At 67.0% G+C, this 20247-nt stretch carries 15 protein-coding genes; 11 read left to right on the forward strand and 4 right to left on the reverse strand.

Annotation, left to right across the window (positions count from 1 at the left end; all coding sequences use genetic code 11):
- The first annotated feature begins 146 nt into the window (after positions 1–146).
- From I1A62_RS26420 to I1A62_RS26435, 4 genes are all read left to right on the forward strand, one after another.
- Complete coding sequence (locus I1A62_RS26420) at positions 147–1328, forward strand: CdaR family transcriptional regulator (protein ID WP_219455228.1); 1182 nt, start codon at positions 147–149, stop codon at positions 1326–1328.
- Positions 1329–1425: 97 nt separating this feature from the next.
- Positions 1426–2211, forward strand: a complete 786-nt coding sequence (locus I1A62_RS26425) for an IclR family transcriptional regulator (RefSeq protein ID WP_219455230.1) — start codon at positions 1426–1428, stop codon at positions 2209–2211.
- Positions 2212–2403: 192 nt separating this feature from the next.
- Complete coding sequence (locus I1A62_RS26430) at positions 2404–3675, forward strand: hydroxyacid-oxoacid transhydrogenase (protein ID WP_219455232.1); 1272 nt, start codon at positions 2404–2406, stop codon at positions 3673–3675.
- Positions 3672–5039 (forward strand): MFS transporter, encoded by a 1368-nt coding sequence (locus I1A62_RS26435; protein ID WP_219455233.1) that lies wholly within the window; start codon positions 3672–3674, stop codon positions 5037–5039. Before I1A62_RS26430 ends, I1A62_RS26435 begins: the two co-directional genes overlap by 4 nt.
- Before the next feature lie 51 nt (positions 5040–5090).
- Here I1A62_RS26435 and I1A62_RS26440 read toward each other — a convergent pair whose 3' ends face one another.
- Both I1A62_RS26440 and xsc read right to left on the reverse strand, forming a co-directional pair.
- Positions 5091–5846 carry a sulfite exporter TauE/SafE family protein gene (locus I1A62_RS26440; RefSeq protein WP_124394861.1) on the reverse strand — a complete coding sequence of 252 codons (756 nt, stop codon included), beginning with the start codon at positions 5844–5846 and terminating at the stop codon, positions 5091–5093.
- A 162-nt stretch (positions 5847–6008) separates the two neighbouring features.
- Positions 6009–7817, reverse strand: a complete 1809-nt coding sequence (xsc, locus tag I1A62_RS26445; protein ID WP_124394860.1) for a sulfoacetaldehyde acetyltransferase — start codon at positions 7815–7817, stop codon at positions 6009–6011.
- 198 nt (positions 7818–8015) lie between these two features.
- On the opposite strand from xsc, the gene I1A62_RS26450 reads away from it, so the two are divergent.
- Genes I1A62_RS26450 through I1A62_RS26465 form a run of 4 tightly spaced genes read left to right on the forward strand, consistent with a single transcriptional unit; the run spans position 8016 to position 12273 of the window.
- Positions 8016–8849, forward strand: a complete 834-nt coding sequence (locus I1A62_RS26450; RefSeq protein ID WP_206008194.1) for an IclR family transcriptional regulator — start codon at positions 8016–8018, stop codon at positions 8847–8849.
- 10 nt (positions 8850–8859) lie between these two features.
- The gene (locus I1A62_RS26455) at positions 8860–9828 is read left to right on the forward strand and encodes an AAA family ATPase (RefSeq protein ID WP_124394858.1); all 969 of its coding nucleotides are present in this window, start codon (positions 8860–8862) and stop codon (positions 9826–9828) included.
- A 10-nt stretch (positions 9829–9838) separates the two neighbouring features.
- Positions 9839–11548, forward strand: a complete 1710-nt coding sequence (locus tag I1A62_RS26460; RefSeq protein WP_219455236.1) for a cobalt chelatase — start codon at positions 9839–9841, stop codon at positions 11546–11548.
- Between the two features lie 41 nt (positions 11549–11589).
- Complete coding sequence (locus tag I1A62_RS26465; protein ID WP_219455238.1) at positions 11590–12273, forward strand: phosphonatase-like hydrolase; 684 nt, start codon at positions 11590–11592, stop codon at positions 12271–12273.
- Positions 12274–12321: 48 nt separating this feature from the next.
- Here I1A62_RS26465 and I1A62_RS26470 read toward each other — a convergent pair whose 3' ends face one another.
- Entirely contained in the window at positions 12322–13347 is a 1026-nt protein-coding gene (locus I1A62_RS26470) for a glutamate ABC transporter substrate-binding protein (RefSeq protein WP_219455239.1), read from the reverse strand.
- A 38-nt stretch (positions 13348–13385) separates the two neighbouring features.
- A complete protein-coding gene (locus I1A62_RS26475) occupies positions 13386–14933 on the reverse strand; it encodes an amino acid permease (RefSeq protein WP_219455241.1) in 1548 nt (515 codons plus the stop codon).
- Between the two features lie 245 nt (positions 14934–15178).
- On the opposite strand from I1A62_RS26475, the gene I1A62_RS26480 reads away from it, so the two are divergent.
- From I1A62_RS26480 to I1A62_RS26490, 3 genes are all read left to right on the forward strand, one after another.
- On the forward strand, positions 15179–16786 hold the full coding sequence (locus tag I1A62_RS26480; protein ID WP_219455243.1) for a DASS family sodium-coupled anion symporter: 1608 nt from the start codon (positions 15179–15181) through the stop codon (positions 16784–16786).
- A 93-nt stretch (positions 16787–16879) separates the two neighbouring features.
- Positions 16880–18475, forward strand: coding sequence for an alpha/beta hydrolase (locus I1A62_RS26485; protein WP_257890544.1), 1596 nt, complete (start codon positions 16880–16882; stop codon positions 18473–18475).
- A 347-nt stretch (positions 18476–18822) separates the two neighbouring features.
- Positions 18823–20226, forward strand: coding sequence for an amino acid permease (locus tag I1A62_RS26490; RefSeq protein ID WP_374710844.1), 1404 nt, complete (start codon positions 18823–18825; stop codon positions 20224–20226).
- Positions 20227–20247: the final 21 nt, after the last annotated feature.

Below are 20247 nucleotides of genomic sequence, written 5' to 3' on the forward strand. Positions count from 1 at the left end.
ACCGGCGTCGCGGTGTGGTCCGGTGCCGGTAGACGTGCACTCTGGCACTAGTGTGGTCCGAGTCACTCCCCGCGGGCCATGGGCGAATCCCGGAAAACGCCGAAGCGGTTCGTGAATTTCACGGGAGTGTGGAATGTGAGGGGAAAGTGCCCGAGTCCGCGGGGGAAGACACGATCCAGCGGTTGTGCCGGCAGGTCTCGGAGGAGATCGAGTCGGTAACCGACCGATCGGTGCGTCAGATCCGTGCCGAGTTGCAGTCGTACGCTGCCGTTCCGATCGATGAACAGCACGAGTACATCGCCCGGCAGCTCGCGGCGACGTTGCGCGCCCTCGCGGAGAGCGAACCCCTCGCCGACGACGTCCTCGAGCGTTCACGTCAGCTCGGCCGGCGCCGGGCAATGCAGGGATTACCACTGTCCGACGTCATCGAGACGTACCACATCGCGTCCCGCGAATTGTGGAACACGATGGTCGCCAGAGCGGCCGAACCGACAACCGACCTGTTGCGTGCAGGCGGCATGATGTGGGATCTCGTCCACACCGCCACCAGTGCGGTCGCCGTCGGACACACCGACGCGACCCGAAGCGAACAGGCCATCCGCGCGGGCGTGCGGTACCGGTTCTTCGAGGCACTCGCGAGGTCCCGCGACGGCGACGACCGCGACGTGCGCGAGCTGGCGGAGGCGCTCGGGTTCACACCGCAACACGGGTTTCGAGCGGTGTGCGTCGCCGCGGAGGAGTGGTCGGAAGCGCAGCTCGAGCGGCTGCAACGCACCCTGGACACGATCCCGGGCACAACTCAATGCAGCGGGCACGGCGCCGTCATCGTCGCCCTGAGCCAGCACGCACCGGTCGACGACATCATCCGCGAGGTCCGGCTCCGACACCCGGGCACCACCGTCGGAGTCGGATTGGACCGCCCCGGCCTGGCCGGAGCGGCGATGAGCATCACCGACGCGCGGCGGGTCCTGCAACTGGCCTCACCCACCGGCGCCGTGGTCCGATTCGCCGACGAATGGGTCGCCGCGACCCTGGCAGACCATCGCGACGAACTCACCACCCTGCTGGAACCGGGGGCCACCGTCGCCGCCGACCACCCGCACCTCGTCGAGGCGGTGTCGGCCTTCGCCCGCAATGGCTTCTCCATCAGCGCGGCCGGCCGGGACATCCACCTCCACGCGAACTCGATCACCTACCGGCTCGACCGCTGGCAACAACTGACCGGCTGGGATCCCCGGACCCTCGACGGCCTGCAGCGCTCGGTCTTTAGTCTCGGACTGTTCCACCGCGATTCGGGCGACACGGCCCCCGACACCGCGGGAGAATAGCGGTCCACCGGCCCGAACAGCGACGAGATCCGGGCCTCGGTCATCCACCGAGCGGGTAACATCGATTCGCCGGCAGGTCGGACGAGGATGGGATTGCGTGGTGAGCGAGGAACTGCCCGCGGGCACACAATCCGTCGGACGTGCGCTGGCCGTGCTCAAGTTGCTCGCATCGTCCCCCGACGAACTCACCGGCAGTGCCATCGCGGCAGAACTCCAGTTGTCGTCCGGCACGGCCAACAGACTCATCCGAGCCCTGATCGCCGAGGGTCTCGTAGCGCGGAATCCGATGTCCGACAGCTACTACCTCGGCAGTGGAACGGTACTGCTCGGTCAGGCCGCGCAGCGCGGGTTCGGTATGGACAAGGCGCTACCCATCCTGGAGCAGCTCAATGCCGAGACCCAGGAATCCGTGAACCTCTCCATCCGCCAGGGGTCGGAATCGGTGGTGATGATGCGGGTGCAGTCGACGCTCCCCTTGCGGTTCGAGCAGCACACGGGCGCCCGGTTTCCGCTGTACACGACGGCGTCGGGCAAGGCGATCCTGGCGTTCTCGCCCCATGCCGAGACGTATGTCCAGTCGCTTCCGGCCACGCTCGCCAAGGTCACTCCGCACAGCTTGAGCACTCCCCGTGAACTGTCGGAGCAACTCCGAGAGATCCGGGTCCGCGGGTACAGCATCGACGAGCAGGAGAACGTCGAGGGTGTGCGTTGCGTCGGCGCACCCATCCTGGACGCGGACGGATACGCGCAGGCAGCGCTGGTGATTCAGGTCCCCACCGTCCGCATGCCCAAGTCGAGGGTCCGGACGCTCGGAGACCGGATTGTCCAGGCGGCGAAGGAAGTATCCCAATTCGTCCCGGTCAACCGGGCGATGTCTCACTGACCGAAAACTCTTCCACGGCCCGGGTGGTTGTCGCCGCCGGAACCGGTGTCGTTCCGTGCCGTCGCGATCCGCCCTGTGCTGGATCCGTCAGATTCTTCTTGTGAGGCACTTCACATATCCACGTTACTGGCCTATCGTCGGTTCACAGTGTGGGGGCTATCCCTACATTGTGACAGCGAAGGAGTCTCAACGATGTACCGATCGAACGAGAACGAGAGCGTCTTCACCTGGGCAGCACCCCCACTGAAATTCGGTATCGGCGCTGTGGACGAGGTCGGCGCCGAGCTGTCCGCACGGGGATCGGAATCCTGTCTGGTGATCACCGACCCGGGCGTTCGCAACACCGGGATCCCCGACCGCATCCGCGATCAGCTGCTCGCCGCAGGCATCAAGGCGGACGTATTCGACGGCGTCGCAGTGGAACCCACGGACGAAAGCATCGACGAGGCCGTCGCTTTCGCCCGCGAACGGGAGTGGGACTCCTACATCGCAGTCGGCGGGGGTTCCGCAATCGACACCGCGAAGGCTGTCAACCTCCTCACCACGCACCCCGGGGAACTGCTCGACTACGTGACCCCGCCCATCGGCGGAGGTAGGGCGCCGTGGCTTCCCCTCAAACCCCTGATCGCCATACCGACCACCGCGGGCACCGGATCGGAATCCACGACGATCTGTGTCATCGACTTCCTCGGCCTGCACTTGAAGGCCGGGGTCAGTCATGCCGCATTGCGACCGACGCTCGCCATAGTCGATCCCCTGACCACCGTCACGCTGCCCTCGCAGGTCACCGCTGCGAGCGGGATGGATGTGCTCTCCCACGCGCTCGAGAGCTACACCAGCGTCCGGTTCGACGCCAAACCTGCGCCCGAAGACCCGATGAAGCGCCCCGCCTTCTGCGGTTCCAACCCCATCAGCGACACCTGGTGCGAGCAGGCCCTGTCGTTGGTGGGGAAGTACCTGCGACGCGCGGTGATGAACGGGCGGGACCTGGAAGCTCGCTACCAGATGGCGCTGGCCTCGACCTCGGCGGGAACCGGGTTCGGTAACGCGGGCACCCACCTGCCCCACGCCAATGCGTACCCGGTCGCCGGCGCCGTCGAGAACTACCAGGCCGAGGGTTATCCTCCGATGCCGATGGTGCCGCACGGACAGGCCGTATCCGCCACTGCCGCGGCAGTTTTCCGATGGACCTACCCGAGCGACCCCGGCAGGCACCTGCGGGCGGCCGAGCTCCTCTCCGGCCGGACGTTCACGGCCACCGATGGAGCGGACGCGCTCGCGCACGTACTGAGCGAGCTGATGACCGACATCGGAATGCCTTCGGGATTGCGAACCTTCGGCTACGGGGAGGAGCACCTGGCGACGCTGGTGGATGGGACGATGAAGCAGACACGTCAGCTGGCGGTCGTGCCTCGGCCGGTGACGAGGGACGCCCTCACCCACATATTCCGGGAGTCGTTGTGACCACTCCGCGAGACACCGACAAGGAGCCCTCGAAGTCCGAGATCCGTACCGTCGTCGCCTCGAGCATCGTCGGGACGACAGTGGAGTGGTACGACTTCTTCCTCTACGGCATCGCCGCCGGCCTGGTGTTCGACAAGTTGTTCTTCCCCAGTTCGGATCCGATCGTCGGCACATTGCTCGCGTTCGCCACGTTCGCGATCGGATTCATGGCCCGGCCGTTCGGCGGTCTGATCTTCGGTCACATCGGCGACCGCATCGGCCGGAAGAAGACCCTGGTCGCGACCATGATGATCATGGGTGTGGCGACGTGCCTCATCGGACTGGTCCCCACGTACGCGACGATCGGGATCGCCGCGCCGATTCTGCTGGTGGTGCTCCGGCTCGCACAGGGGGTCGCGATCGGCGGCGAATGGGGTGGGGCAGTCCTGATGGCCGTCGAATACGCACCCCGCGGTAAGCGCGGGTTCTACGGAAGCCTGCCGCAGATCGGTCTCGCCATCGGCCTGATGCTGGGCACGGGTGTCTTCGCGGCACTCAACTCGACCCTGTCAGAGTCCGCATTCCTGGACTGGGGTTGGCGGATCGCCTTCATGCTCAGCGCGATCCTGGTGGCGGTCGGCCTGTTCATCCGCCTCAAGGTCATGGAGACCCCGGCCTTCCGCAAGCTCGAGACGGTGGAGGAAAAGGCCACCGTGCCCGCTCTGGAACTGATCAAGAGCCCGCAGTCACGGCGAAACATGTTGCTGGGCATGGGCAGTCGATGGGCCGAGGGGGTGGCCTTCAATACGTGGGCGGTATTTGCCATCGCCTACGGCACCGGCACGCTGCACCTCAGCCGTCAAACCCTGCTTCTGGCAGTGATGGCGGCGGCCGCGACCATGATCGTCTTCATTCCCGTCTTCGGAAAGGTCGCCGATCGATACGACCGCAGACACGTGTTCGCAGCGGGAAGCGTGATCCTCACGGCTGCAGCCTATCCCGCTTTCGTGCTCATCGGCACCGGAGATACCGCCGTCATCGTCATCACCATCGTGCTGGTCCTCGGCGTCCTCTATCCGATCGTCTACGCCCCCGAATCCTCGCTGTTCGCGGAACTCTTCCCCACCCGAGTCCGCTACAGCGGAATCTCCGTCGTCTACCAGCTGTCGGGAATCGTCGCGTCCGGTCTGACACCGCTCGTGCTCGCGTCCCTCCTCGGCTCGGCGAGCGGAGGACTCTCCCTGATCATGGGATACATCGTTGCGGTGGGCGCTGTCAGCACGCTGTGCACGCTCGCAATCCGCCGCCGGGACCTCTACACGGAGGACCGGGACGGCAGTTCACACCCTGACAACGCCGCCATGTCGCACACACCCGCGACCTGATACCAAACCTGCTGTGGCCCCGCCTCGGTCTACCGGGAGCGGGGCCCCGGTCTACCGCAACGCCACCTGCACGAGGACGGCGGCGCCGAGGAAGCCGAGCAACCACAGCACCCGCTGGCGGACCTGGTGGGCAGTGGTGCGGTCGAACATCCATTTCCCCGCGGCGGCGCCGAACATGCAGAGCGGTGTGAACAGGGCGATCTGCGCGAGGACGGGCACCGTGAGGAGGCCGCCGGCAGCCGAGCCCGCTGCTCCGAAGGCGTCGATGACGAGGAAGAACACGACGAGCGACGCGCGTCCGGCGGCCACGTGGGTGGACGCGGAGAAGTACATGAGGACGGCGGGCGGGCCGCCGAGGGCGAAGCCGCCGTTGAGGAGTCCGGACGCCACTCCTGTCGCGGCGGTGACCCCGGGGCCCGGCAGCGACTGCCGGTCGGGGACGGCGGCCATGGCGACGGCGGATCCGATGATGGCGACACCGAGCAGTACGCGCACCAGGTCACCGGACAGTTGCGTGAGCGCCCACATGCCGAGCGGCATTCCGATCAGGGTGCCGGCGAACAACCAGCGCAACGACTTCCAGTGCACCTGCCGCCACACCTGCGGCAGCATCGCGGCGCTGGCGACGACCTCGAGGACGAACACGGTGGGTATCACGGACGTCGGCGGCAGCAGGACGACGAGTCCGGCGACCCACACCATCGCACCACCGAAACCCCCGAAGCCGCGGACGACGCCGCCGGCCACCACGATGCCGAGCGCGAAAAGGAGGGCGGGCAACGACAGATCCCACACCGTTGCCGCCATACCCTGTTGCTCCGCTTCGTTCGTCGTTGTCTCCGTCAGAAGTGTGGGGGTCGCGACGGCGAAGCGACAGATCCAGACCGCGTCGAATCGTCGGTACCAGGACCGCACGGGACGTGGCCCCCGGCGTGATCGCCGGAGGCCACGTGCTGGCAGCGGTCGGATTTACACGTAGTCCTTGTACTTGTCGAGCAGGCGAACCGGCTTCGACAGCGCGTCGCGGCGGAAGGGGTCGCCGAGTTCGCGGGTGCACATGATCTCGATGACCGTGGTCTTGCCCTCGTTCATCTGTGCGGCGACCGCGCGCTGCAGCGCGGGACCGACCTCTTCGAGCTTGTCGACGACGATGCCCTCCGCACCCATCGCCTGCGCGATTCCGGCGAAGGATTCGCTCTCGAGTTCACCGGCGACGAAGCGGCGGTTGTAGAAGTCGACCTGGTTCTTCTTCTCCGCGCCCCACTGCCGGTTGTGGAACACGACGGCCGTGACGGGGATGTCGTGCCGGACGGCCGTCATGACCTCACCGAGGCTCATGCCCCAGGCGCCGTCGCCTGCGTAGGCGATGGCGGGCCGTTCCGGTGCCGCGGCCTTGGCGCCGATGACGGTCGGCAGTGCGTAGCCGCAGTTGCCGAAGCTCATCGGGGCGAGGAAGCTGCGCGGCTTCTCGAAGCGGAGGTAGCTGTTGGCGACGGAGTTGATGTTGCCGATGTCGGTGGAGACCATCACGTCCTCCGGCATCGCCTTCTCCAGCTCACGCAGCACCTGACGCGGGTGCAGCCAGTTGCCGTCCTCGCCTTCCTGTTCGGCGATCATGTCGAGGCTGAACGGGTCGCGCTCGTGGGTCCACTCGTCGAGTTCCTTCTCCCACGCTGCCTTCTCGGCGTCGATCTTCTTGGCGCGCTCCTCACGGTTGGCATCACACGCGAGGGCCTTGCCCTCGAGCCGCTCGGTGAGCGCGACGGCCGCGGCCTTCGCGTCGCCGCAGATGCCGACGGAGACCTTCTTGACCAGGCCGAGCATCTTGTGGTCGGCATCGATCTGGATGATCTTGGCGTTCTTCGGCCAGTAGTCCATGCCGTGCTGCGGGAGGGTGCCGAAGGGGCCGAGACGGGTGCCGAGGGCGAGCACGACATCGGCCTGGCTGATCAGCTTCATCGCGGCCTTAGAGCCCTGGTAGCCGAGCGGTCCGGTCCACAGCGGGTGGCTGGCGGGGAACGAGTCGTTGTGCAGGTAGCTGTTGACGACGGGGGCACCGAGACGCTCGGCGAGCGCCTTGCACTCGTCGACGCCGTCGGCCATCACCACGCCACCGCCGGAGACGATGACCGGGAACTTGGCCTGCGCCAGCAGTTCCGCCGCCTCGTTCAGGCTCTTCTCCCCGCCGGGGCCCCGATCGAGACGGGTGGGCTGCGGGATCTCCGTCTCGATTTCGCCGTAGAAGAAGTCGCGGGGGATGTTGAGCTGCGTCGGGCCCATCTCGGACATCGCGCGGTCGAAGCAGCGGCCGGTGAACTCGGCCATGCGCTTGGGGTTGTTGACGTGGCCCTGGTACTTCGTGAACTCCTGGAACATCGGCAGCTGGTTGGCTTCCTGGAAGCCGCCCAGGCCCGTTCCCATGGTGCCGGCCTCGGGGGTGACGATGACGACGGGGCTGTGCGCCCAGAACGCCGCGGCGATCGCCGTGACGCAGTTGCTGATGCCCGGGCCGTTCTGCCCGATGACCATGCCGTGACGTCCGCTGACCCGGGCGTATCCGTCGGCCATGTGTCCGGCGCCCTGCTCGTGCACGACCGGGACGAGCCGGATGCCTGCGGGAGCGAAGATGTCCATCGCGTCCATGAAGGCCGATCCCATGATGCCGAACATATCGGTCACGCCGTTCGCGACCATCGTTTCGACGAACGCCTCCGACGGTGTCATCTTCTGTACGCCGGAAACAGCGGTGCGATCGGCACCGTTCTTCTTCTTGGTCATGTGTGATCCTCCTTCAGGGGCGCGCCGGAACCGGCCGAGAATGTCAAAAATCGGAACGTTGCGTTCGTGATTTTGTGATCTGCAGTGACAGTAGGCCACGTCACACGCTTCGTCAATGAATGTTCCCAAAACCGGAACCAGATGTATGATTTTTCGATACACGATGCGAATGCGTCGCCGTTCTGCCTAGGAGGAACCGTGGGTGAGATTCACCGGATCGACGAGTCGAACGGACACCCGACGACGGAGCTACCCGGAGACACACCGACGCTCCGCCTGTTCGCGCTGCTCGAGATGATCGCGTCGAAGGATCAGCTGTTCACGTTGCAGGGGCTCGTCGAGGAGACGGGCATGGCCAAGCCGACTCTGCACCGCATGCTGCAGCAACTCGAGGGCGCCGGACTCCTTACCCGGCAGAACAACGGCAGGCACTACGGCACCGGTGTGCGCCTGAGGCGCTTCGCCGAGAACCTGCTGCTCAACGACACCCACCACGGCGCGCGGCACGCCATCCTCCGCAACCTCGTCGCGGAACTCGGCGAGAGCTGCAACGTCACCACCCTGTCGGGCAGCGAGGTCGTCTACCTCGACCGCGTGGAAACCTCCGAGCCCCTTCGGTTTACACTCCATGCGGGGTCGCGGGTGCCAGCGCACTGCTCGGCGAGCGGCAAGATGATCCTGTCGCAGCTCAGCCCCGCCCAGCGCCGGCGACTCCTCGGGCGCATGCCGCTCGAGCGCTACACCAACAAGACGGTCACCGACATCGAACTCATCGAGACCGAACTCAAGCAGGTCCGCCGCGACGGTTTCGCCATCGACGACGAGGAGTTCCTGCCCGGTCTCGTGTGCGCAGCGGTGCTCGTTCCCTGTGCCACAGGTAATTCCAATCTCTGCATCGCAGTCCAGGCCCCGGTCATGCGACTCACCCCCGACAAGGCGCTCAAGCTGCTACCCGCGTTGCGGCGGGCGGCCGACGCCATCGGTGAGATCGAGAACGAGGTCCTGGACGACGGAACGGCAGACATGAACTGAAGGAGGGCGCATGCCCGAAATGACCACTGCGGCACCCAGCCATGTGCTCTCCGCGCGTGAGCTGTTCGGACTCGACACCGACCTGACGGTGCGTGCCTTCCGCGAACCGGTCGACCACGTCCCCGACGTCGACCCCGCGTACCGGTTCGATCACGCGGTGACCGCCGCCCTGCTCGCCGGGTTCGACCGCAACCGCCGAGTGATGGTGCAGGGACTGCACGGCACCGGCAAATCCACGCACATCGAACAGGTCGCGGCGAGGCTCAACTGGCCGTGCGTGCGGGTCAACCTCGACGGCCACCTCAGCCGGCTGGACCTGATCGGCAGGGACGCGGTCGTCCTGCGAGACGGCAAGCAGGTCACCGAATTCCAGGAAGGCATCCTGCCCTGGGCGCTGCAGCGTCCCGTCGCCCTCATCCTCGACGAGTATGACGCCGGCCGCCCCGACGTCATGTTCGTCATCCAGCGTCTCCTCGAGCGCGACGGCAAACTCACCCTGCTCGATCAGAACCGGGTGCTGACTCCGCATCCGGCGTTCCGGTTGTTCGCCACCGCCAACACGGTCGGACTGGGAAACCTCAACGGGATGTATCACGGTGCGCAGCGGCTCAATCACGCGCAGATCGACCGCTGGAACATCGTCGCGACGCTCGATCATCTCCCCGCGGAACAGGAGATCGAGATCGTGGCCGCGCGCGTGCCGTCCGTCGGGCGGTCGCTGATCGCGTCGATGGTGGCCGTGGCGAATCTGACCCGCAACGGTTTCCGGCTCGGCGACCTGTCGACGCTGATGTCGCCGCGCACGGTGATCACCTGGGCCGAGAACATCGAGATCTTCCACGACCCGGCGCTGGCGTTCCGGTTGTCGTTCGTCAACAAGTGCGACGAGGCCGAGCGGCCCGTCGTCGCCGAGTACTTCCAGCGATGCTTCGACGAGGAACCCGAGTGGTCGGCGATGCTCGCGGCGAGCACGGCCTGAGCGGGCGGTCATGGCAGAACTGCCCGTGTGCCCCGAATCGGTCCGTCGTCGGCAGGAGGTTCGTGAACTCTGCGCCGGCAGCATCCGCGCTCTGACGGGTCAGGGTGAGTTGCATTTTCGCGGAACGGAACTCCATCGCGGACATCGGCGTGTGCCGATGCCCGCCCCGCACCTGCACCCGTCGTTCGACCGCGCCGACGTCGCCTCCTTCCGCGGTGCGGGCGACGGCATGGCGCTGCGACTGCTCCACACCGATCCCACACTGCACCGCACCCTGTGCCCTGAGGACACGCCGAGTCGGCTGATCTTCGACACTCTCGAACAGTTCCGCGTCGAATCCCTGGCCGCCGGCGCGTGGGACGGGGTGCGCGCGAATCTCGCCCACCGATTCTCGCGGTGGTCGCACGAGTTCGTGGCGTCCGGCCTGACGGAGACCGTGCACGGCATGCTCCTGTTCACGGTGATACAGATGTGCCGGGCACGGATCACCGCCGAGCCGATACCCGAGACCACGCAGGATCTGATCGAATCGACCCGGTTCGGCCTGGCCTCCGTGCTCGGCGAACAGCTTCCGCAGCTACGCCGAACCCGGCACTCGCAATCGGATTTCGCGGTGCATGCGCTGGCGATCGCCGACGTCATCGGCCGACGACTGGAGCAGGCCGCGGACGCGGACGAATCGGACGATACGAGGCGCGACCGCGCCGCAACCTTTTCCCTGCTCTTCGACTTCGAGCCGGACGAGAACGACAAGTTCGCGACGGCCGCGTCGGGGCACAGCGGCGCGCTGGGTGACGGCGGAGACGGCTACCGCGTGTTCACCCGCGCCTACGACGAGACCCGGCAGATCGCGTCCCTCGTCCGGCCCGAACTGCTCCGGGACTTCCGCCTGCGCCTCGACGTGGGCATCGAAGACAATCGTCTCAACGTCCGAAGACTCGGAAGGCAGCTGAAGAGCCTGCTGTCCGAACCCGCCCGCGACGGCTGGGAGGGCGGCCGGGACGAGGGTTACATCGACGGTCGCCGGCTCGCGCAGCTCGTCACCTCGCCGACCGAACGCAGACTCTTCCGCGCCGAACGCACCGAACCGCGGAACGACACCACGGTGACGTTCCTCATCGACTGCTCCGGTTCGATGAAGAAGTTCAGCGAACCGGTCGCCGTCCTGGTCGACGTGTTCGCGCGGGCGCTGGAACTGGCCGACGCCCGGTGCGAGATCCTCGGCTTCACCACCACCGCGTGGAACGGCGGCCGGGCCCGCAGGGACTGGCTCCGGTCCGGCCGTCCGGACGATCCGGGACGTCTCAACGAGGTCCGGCAGCTGGTGTTCAAGGACGCCGAGACCACCTGGCGCCGTGCGCGTCCCGCCATCGCGGGACTGCTGAAGGACGACCTGTTCAAGGAGGGCGTCGACGGCGAGGCCGTCGACTGGGCGTGCTCACGGATGCGCGACCGCGGCCCGGGCAGGAGGCTGCTGTTCGTGATCTCGGACGGCAGCCCACTGGACGGCGCCACCGCGCTGGCCAACGACGAATTCTACCTGGACCACCACCTCCAGGTCGTGGTCGAACGGCACGAGGACGAACGCGCGGTCGAGGTCTACGGCCTGGGCGTCGGGCTGGATCTGAGCCCGTACTACGACCGTTGCCGGACGCTCGATCTGTCGCACGGAACCAACAGCGACGTCATCGCCGACGTGCTGTCGATGATCGCCCACTGACCGCGCGCCTGTCAGTGGCTCAACTGTGAAGGAGTCACCCCATGACCGACCCCCGGGTTTCGCTGGTCACCCTGGACATTGCCGGCACGAGCGTCGACGAGGGCGGCGCCGTGTACGTGGCGTTGCGCGACACCGTCGAGAACTACCTCGGCGGGCCGATTCCGGACGACCGTTTCGACCGCTGGAAGGGCACCGGCAAGCGACAGGCCATCGAGGGACTGCTGCGCGAGAGCGGGGCCCCGGCCGACACGGCCGTTCTCGACTCCGTCGAATCCGAGTTCACCGCAATGCTTCTCGGGGCGTATCGGAAGACACCTCCGACCGCTCTGCCGGGAGTCCACGATGCGTTCGGCACCCTGCGGCAGCGCGGCGTCAAGGTCGTTCTCCAGACCGGATACTCGCGCGAGATCGCACAGCCGCTGCTCGAGCAGGTCGGCTGGGAGATCGGGCGCGACATCGACGGCGTGATCACCAGCGACCAGGTGCGGATGAGCAGGCCGTCGCCGTATCTCATCTTCCGTGCGATGGAACTGGCGGGCGTGCAGAGCGTCGACGAGGTCCTGGTCGGCGGCGACACCCCCAACGATCTGCGCGCGGGCACGAACGCCGGGGCGCGGTACGTGGTCGGCGTTCTGACCGGCGCCCACGACGCCGCGACGCTGCGCCCGGAGCCGCACACGCACATCCTGGAGAGCGCCGCGACGATCCCCGAACTGCTGGGCTGATCGACGAGTGCGGGCCGGTCCTGTTCTGCGGGACCGGCCCGTGACCCGTCAGTCCCGGTAACTCGGCGCCGGTGGACCCGTCGTCGGGCCCAGCAGGCTCAGCCACCGGTCGTACAGGCGATTCCACGTCCCGTCCTCGCGCATCCGTTCCAGGGTTCCGTTCACGAAACGGACCAGAGCGTCGTTGTTCTTGTTCGCGACGACGCCGTACGGCTCCAGTTCCAGATTCGGGCCGACGATGTCGAGGTTCGGATCCTGCGCGGCGAGGCCGGCGAGGATGGAGTTGTCGGTTGTCGCCGCGTCGGCCTGGCCCAGTTGCAACGTGGTCAGGCAATCGTCCCAGTCGGGGACAGCCACGATCGTGGCTTCGGGTGCCACCCGCTGGATCGTGGCGAGGGACGTGGTGTCGATGAACGTGCACACCCGTTTGCCTGCCAGGTCCGCGGGAGAAGTGATGCCGGATCCCTCCGGTACGAGCAGGCGCTGGAACGCCTCGAAGTACACGGACGAGAATCCGACCCGGGTGGCGCGCTCGCACGTGATGGAGGTGGCGTGAACCACCAGGTCCACGTCGTTTCTCTCCAGTGCATCGAAGCGGCCGGCCGACGTGAGCAGACGGAATTCCACCTTGTCCGGGTCTCCGAAGAGGTCGCGGGCGATCTCCCGCGCCAGGTCGACGTCGAACCCTGACAGCGTGCCGGTCGACGGGTCCCGGAAGCTGAACAGGTTCGTGTTCTGGTCGGTTCCGACGATCAGCCGTCCCCGCGCGACGATCGCGGCCAGCGCCGACCCCGGCGGCGCCGTCTCCGGCCGCAGACCGGGGTCGGGCTTCAGACTCGACAGTGCGCCACAGGAGGAGGGATCCGGTGGGGGCGGCGGAACGGTTGCCGTGGGCGGCAGGATCTCGGCACCGTCCGGGAGCGAGTACTGCGAATAGTCGCCGGCGAGGGGTGGAGGTAGCGCCGAGGGGGCCGCGCACGCCCCACCCACCACGCACAGAGACACTGCCGCGACGAGCGCCGTCCGGCACCGCAGGAGCGGGCCGGCCGGGGTTCGTCTGCATGATCTCGTCATCGGCTGTTGCACGTTCGATCAGGTCACCGCATCGGTGTTCACGACTGCCTCCGGTGGTGGCGATGAGAATTCGGCTCCTGTTGCGCCGCGGCGGCCAGTTCGATGTCCGAGCCGCCGAGCGTCTCCACCGACTCGATCCGCTTCTCGGCCTGCGAGACGGACTCGTCCGCCGAACCGACCGGGGGAGCGGCGGAGAGCGATTCGTCGTCGACACCTGCCTTGCCGAGCCACCTGCGCACCTCGTAGCTGACCAGGATGGCGATCAGCGTCAGACCGCTCATGAGGAACTGCGAGCGGGTGCTCGGGAGAAAGGCCATCGCGAGGATGACCGTGGCCATCAGCGCGATGGTGGCGTAGCTGAGCCAGGGGAACAACCACATCCGAAGCTGCAGTGCCGCGGGATCTTCGCGTTCGAGGCGCCGGCGAAGCACCACCTGGGAGACGGCGATCAACAGGTACACGAACAGCGCGACGGCGCCGTAGGAGTTGACGAGGAAGTTGAACACGACGTCGCCCCACACGTACGTGCAGGCGACCGAGATGTAGCCGATGGTCGTGCCGAGCAGAATCGCGCGACGGGGCACGCCGTTGCGGGAGAGCTTCGTGAAGAATTTGGGTGCATCGCCGTTCCGGGTGAGCGCGAACAACATTCGTGACGTGGTGTACAGCGCGGAGTTCAGGCAGGAAAGTACCGCAGTGAGGACGATGAAGTTCATGATCGTGGCGACGCCGGGAATCCCGAGCACCTCGAGCACCGACGCGTACGGACTGACACCGACGCTCTCGGTGTCCCACGGCTGGATCGTGACGACCACGAGAATCGACCCGACGTAGAACGTCACGATCCGCGCCACGATCGACCGCATGGCCCGGGCGACAGCACGTTTCGGTTCTTCCGACTCGGCGGCCGCGATCGTCACGATCTCGGCCCCGGTGTAGAAGGCGACGCAGGGGACGACCGCGGCGAGCACCGCACCCCAGCCCAGCGGGGTGAATCCGCCGTGACTGACGAGGTTGCCGAGCCCCGGCGTCGAATCGGGCCACAACCCGGTGATCCAGAGGGCGCCCATCCCGAGGAACAGGACGATCGCGACCACCTTGATCGAGGAGAACCAGTACTCGAACTCGCCGTAGGAGCGGGCGGACACCATGTTGGTGGCCGTCAGCAGCAGCATCAGCCCCAGACTCAGCATCCACAGCGGCACCATCGGGATCCACAGTTGCAGGATCCGGCCGCCGGCGATGGCCTCGACCGCAACGACGATGACGAAGAAGTACCAGTACATCCACCCCGTCGCGAACCCGGCCCGACGCCCCAGCGCCTGGCGGGCGTAGACGTAGAACGAGCCGACCACCGGCCTGGCCACCGCCATCTCCGCCAGCATCCGCATGATCAGCAACGTGATGATGCCCGCGATGAGGAAGGAGATGATCGCGGCAGGTCCCGCGCCGCCGATGACGACGCCGCTGCCCACGAACAGGCCGGCACCGATCACGCCACCGAGCGCGATCAGGTTCATGTGCCGGCGTTTCAGGCCTTTTCCGAGACCGGAACTGTCGGTGTGTTCGGGAGCGGTACTGTCCACATTTCCTCCAGAGGGCGTTGACCGAGCGCGCCGGCTGCCTGCTGCCGTCCGTCGCCGGACGGGGGTGCAGGGCGGGCACCGAGCAGGTGTGATCCACATCACTTATTTGGTGAGTCACCTCACCTTACGACTCGGAAACAGCGCCCGCCCAGAGCCAGATCCGGGGGCGAGGGAGGGACCAGCGCATAACGCTGTTTTCGACGGGTACTACTTCCGTACCGATCCACGTCGCCGCGGGAGGCGCCATGACCACCGACAACCAGGGCGATCGAACCGACGTCGACAAGGCGTTGCTCGGACACTCGACGTACCGCAGCCTCGGCGAACAGCAACTCTCACCCGCCGAGGAGCGATTCGAAAAGGGCCGCCGCACGATCGGGCTCTTTCTCGCGCCGCTGATCACCATCGGATTCCTCGCGCTTCCCCTCGATATCCCGCCGAACCAGCAGACGCTGGCGGGCGTCCTGCTCGGTGTCATCGTGCTGTGGGTGTCCGAGGCGGTGCCGATCCCGATCGGCGGGCTGCTCGGTGTGGCCGTCGTGGTGTTTCTGGGGGTGGCGCCTGCCGACGAGGTCCTCTCGGCGTTCGGTTCGTCGACGATCTTCACGTTCATCGGCGCGTTCATCCTCGCTCAGGCGATGCTCGAGCACGGCGTGGCGCGGCGGTTCGCGTTCCGGATCCTGACGCTGCCCCGGGTCGGCCAGTCCACCACCGGAGTCATCGTCGCGTTCGGCCTCATCACGTGCGGGCTGTCGGCGTTCGTGTCCAACACCGCCACGGTGGCCATGCTGCTGCCCACAGCCCTGGGCATCCTCGGCGTCATCGCCAAGCTGATGCAGCACCGCGGTGTGGTCGCACCGGACTTCGACCCGTTGCGGCTCCGCGTCGGCGCCGCGATCATGCTGATGCTCGCGTACGGCGCCAGCGTGGGCGGCCTGCTGACGCCGGTCGGGAGCCCCCCGAACCTCATCGGACGCGGGCTCATCGAGGAAGCCACCGGGGAGCGGATCACGTTCGGGCAGTGGATGGTCATGGCCGTCCCGATCTGCCTGGTGATGTTCATCGCGCTCACCTTCATCCTGCTGCGCCTCAACAAACCGGAGATCCGGCGCATCGAAGGCGTCTCCGACTATCTGGCGGAGCAGCGCGCCGACATGGGCCCCCTGTCCCGTGCCGAGAAGAACACGCTCGTCGCGTTCGGGGTGACGGTGACGCTGTGGATCCTGCCCGGCGTCGTCGCGGTGATCGCCGGCAACGACTCCGATCTGTACATCACGATCTCTGACCGACTCGACGAAGGCATGGTGGCGGTGTTCGGGGCGGCGCTGCTCTTCCTGCTGCCGACCGATTGGGAACAACGCGAGTTCACCCTGCGCTGGCGGGACGCGGCGAAGATCGACTGGGGCACGATCGTCCTGTTCGGCACCGGCATCATTTTCGGGTCCCTACTCGCCGACACCGGTCTCGCCGAAACGATCGGCACCTCCGTCGCGGATTCGCTGGGACTGTCGAGCGTCGTCCCCATCACGATCTTCGCCGTGGTCCTGGCCATCGCCGTGTCGGAGACGACGAGCAACACGGCGTCCGCCGCGGTCGTGGTGCCGATTGTGATTCCGGTGGCGATCGCGGCCGGGGTCAACCCGTTCGTCCCGGCCCTCGCGGCCACATTCGCCGCGTCGTTCGGCTTCATGCTGCCGGTGTCGACGCCGCAGAACGCCGTGGTCTACGGCTCCGGCGCGGTACGGATCACCACGATGATCCGAAGCGGCATCACGTTCGACATCATCGGCGGGATTCTGATCATCGTCCTGCTGCCCCTGATGGTCGCCGTGGTCGGTCTCGGCGCCGGCTGACGCACGGACGCGGTCGCACATCCCGCTGCGGTGGACGAGATCTGAGAGACTGGCCGCGGAACGATCGCGAGACCACGAGGGGGCAGCGGAAGTATGCGGGGGATCTTCGAACGACTGGCCCTGGCCGTCGGCATCAGCGTCGTCTTCGCGGCAGGGGTCACACCGATCGCCGCCGCACAACCGGCGCCGAGCGACGAACTCGACTGGGGGCCCTGCCCGGCCGAATACGAACTCGATCCGGCGTCCGAGCAGTGCGGGTCGGTCACTGTTCCCCGCAACTATGCGGATCCGGCGGCCGGCACGATCGACGTCCTCGTCACCCGCCACCGTGCCGAGGATCCCGCCGCGCGGCGAGGCGTGCTGTTCACCAATCCCGGTGGGCCGGGCGGAGACGCGATCGGCTCGAACAGCGTGTTCGTCGACGTGCTGCCCGACGCGGTCCGCGCACAGTGGGACGTGATCGGTGTGCAACCGCGCGGGCTCCCGTACGCCGGCGCCGTCGACTGCGCCCTGTCTCCCGAGCAGACGACGGCGATGGGCCTCGGCTTCGGCGGCGCCGCAACGCGTGCCGCGTGCGAGTCCGCGGCGCCGGGCACCACGGCTCACCTGACGACCGAGAACACCGCGCGGGACTGGGAGCAGGTCCGGGCCGCGCTCGGCGAGGACGTCATCGACATCTACGGCCTGTCCTACGGCACCATCGTCGGATCCACCTACGCGACACTGTTCCCGCAGCACACCGGCCGGATGGTCCTCGATTCCGCGGTCGACCAGAAGTGGCTGTGGAACGACGTGCTGTGGCAGCAGAACGACGGTTACAAGGAACGCTTCTACGACCTCATGGACTGGGTCGCCGCCCACGACGACACGTACGGGCTCGGCGACACTCCGCTGAAGGTCTACCAGCGGTGGTCGGACCGGATCGTCGAGGAGGCGGGCGGCAACCCGACACTCGCGCCGCCGCCCGCGCAGGTCGGTGACGTACCGCCAGGCCTGGAATCGCTCGCCGACGCCTACCGCGGCGGGGTCGATCTGACCGGGCCTGCCCGGGTCCAGTTCGAGGCCTTCATCCGGGGCATCGCAAATCCGTCGCACACCCAGACGTCGTCCAGCATCTACGTGATGACACGGCAACTTCTTCCCGCCCGGAACAACTGGCCACTCCTGGCCCGGATGGTCCGCGACGGACCCGGCGCGATCCCCGAGGGTGCCGGGCTGAACGACCTGACGGAGCAGGAGTACGCGCGACTGCTCCAGTCTCAGACGATGCAGACGCTCGTGCTGTGCAACGAGAACGCCGTCGCGGCCCGGCCGGACCGCATCCCCGGCTGGCTGTTCTCGACGTTCGTCACCGGCGATCTCTTCGATCTCATCGGGTACGGCTACAGCTCCGGAACGTTCTGCGCCGGTGCGCCGCCCGTCGTCGCGCCGCCCGCGTTGACCAATCGGGGGCTGGCGACGGCGCCGCTCGTCCTGCAGGGCCTGCGCGACCCGCAGACGCCCTATCAGGGCGGAGTTCGACTCGCCCACGACATGGGGGCGAACCTCGTCACCGTCGGGGGCGGAGATCACGGCGCCGGGATCCAGGGCGGCAACGCCGCCGTCGACCAGGCCGTCACCGAGTACCTCGAGACCGGGCACACGAGCGTCACGGAGGCACCCGAGGCGCCGATCACCGCACCGCTGTGACGCCGACCTGAGCCTCCGCACCACCGCCGCAACCGTCAAACCTCACAATCTGGACCTCAGAGGCGCTCCGGAACTGGCACTGTGCTCCCCACCGCACCCTCCATACAGTGTTGTGCATCACATCAACAGTTCAGTTCGCGGTGGACCGTCTCCTCTTTCTCCGCCGGCACTGTTCTCCGTTCCAACCGCCGGTGATCCGACCCGGATCGCGATGGCGACCTGACGTTTCCGGTCAGCGCACAGTGGAGGAAAACGTGACTGCAACACCACCCCCGGCCCAATCCCAGGACTCCGACCAAGAAAACGGCACGGACTCCGGGCTCGGAAAGGGCCTGAAGAAGCGGCACATGAATCTCATCGCCCTGGGCGGCGTGATCGGTGCCGGATTGTTCGTCGGCAGCGGTGTCGTCATCGAGAGCGCGGGTCCGGCGGCGATCGTGTCGTTTCTCATCGCGGGGGTCATCACGCTCCTGATCATGCGGATGCTGGCGGAGATGGCCGTGGCCAGGCCGGTGGTCGGATCGTTCTACGTGTACGCCAGGGAAGCGCTCGGCAATCGCGCCGGATTCTCCGTGGGCTGGATGTACTGGTACTTCTTCGTCATCGTCGTCGCCGTCGAAGCGATCGCCGGCGGTCGAATACTCCAGCTCTACCTGCCGTCCGCGCCGCTGTGGATCCTCAGCCTCGGCCTTCTCGTCATCCTGACCTGCACCAATCTGGTGTCGGCACGGTCGTTCGGCGAGTTCGAGTACTGGTTCTCGTCGATCAAGGTGATCGCGATCGTCCTCTTCCTCGGCCTGGGTGCCCTGTGGATCACCGGACTGTGGCCGGACTCGACCCCCGGGGTGGCGAACCTCGTCGATCACGGCGGATTCGCTCCGCTCGGCTGGGGCGCGGTGCTCGCCGCGGTCGTTCCCTGCGTCGCCTTCTTCACCGGCGCCGAGATCGTGACCATCGCGGCCGCCGAATCCGCGGAACCCAAGAAGGCCGTCGCCCGGGCGATGCGCTCCATCGTGGTCCGGATCATCACGTTCTACGTCGGATCCATCTTCGTGGTCGTCGCCGTGGTGCCGTGGAGCGCCGAAGCCGTCGGAGTGAGCCCCTACGCGGCGGCCCTGTCCGCCCTGCACATTCCCGGGGTGGCCACGATCATGAACGTCGTCATCCTCACCGCGGTGCTGTCCTGTCTGAACTCCGCCCTGTACACGTCCTCGCGGATGCTGTTCGCCCTCACCCGCAACGGCGACGCCCCGCACATGTTCACCCGCCTGTCGGGTGGCGGAGTGCCCCGGCGCGCCATCCTCGCCGGGACGGTGATCGGATACGCCTCGGTGATCGCCGCGTTCGTCTCCCCGGATCTCGTGTTCTCGTTCCTGGTCAACTCGTACGGCGCCGTGGCGCTCTTCGTCTACCTCATGATCGCGATATCCCAGGTCGCGCTCCGCCGGAAGCTGGAGGCGCAGGATCCCGAGGCCCTCAGCCTGAAGATGTGGCTGTTCCCCTGGCTCAGCTACGCGACCATCGCGCTGATGGGAACCGTGATCGCGGCGATGGCCGTGCTCCCCACCACCCGTTCGCAGTTCTGGCTGAGTGTGGTGACGCTGGCCTTCATCCTGATCGGCTACGAGTTCCGCCGGCGCAGCCGCACCAGCGCCGAACGTCTCGACACCGTCACCCCGCCCGCGGAATCGGCCGACACGGGTGCCGAGGCGGAACAACTCGTCGGAGTCGTGACGCGCGAACAACACTGACACACGCCTTGCCGAAGAGGG

It is taken from the genome of Rhodococcus sp. USK10, assembly GCF_019378875.1.
Lineage (GTDB): Bacteria > Actinomycetota > Actinomycetes > Mycobacteriales > Mycobacteriaceae > Rhodococcus_F > Rhodococcus_F pseudokoreensis.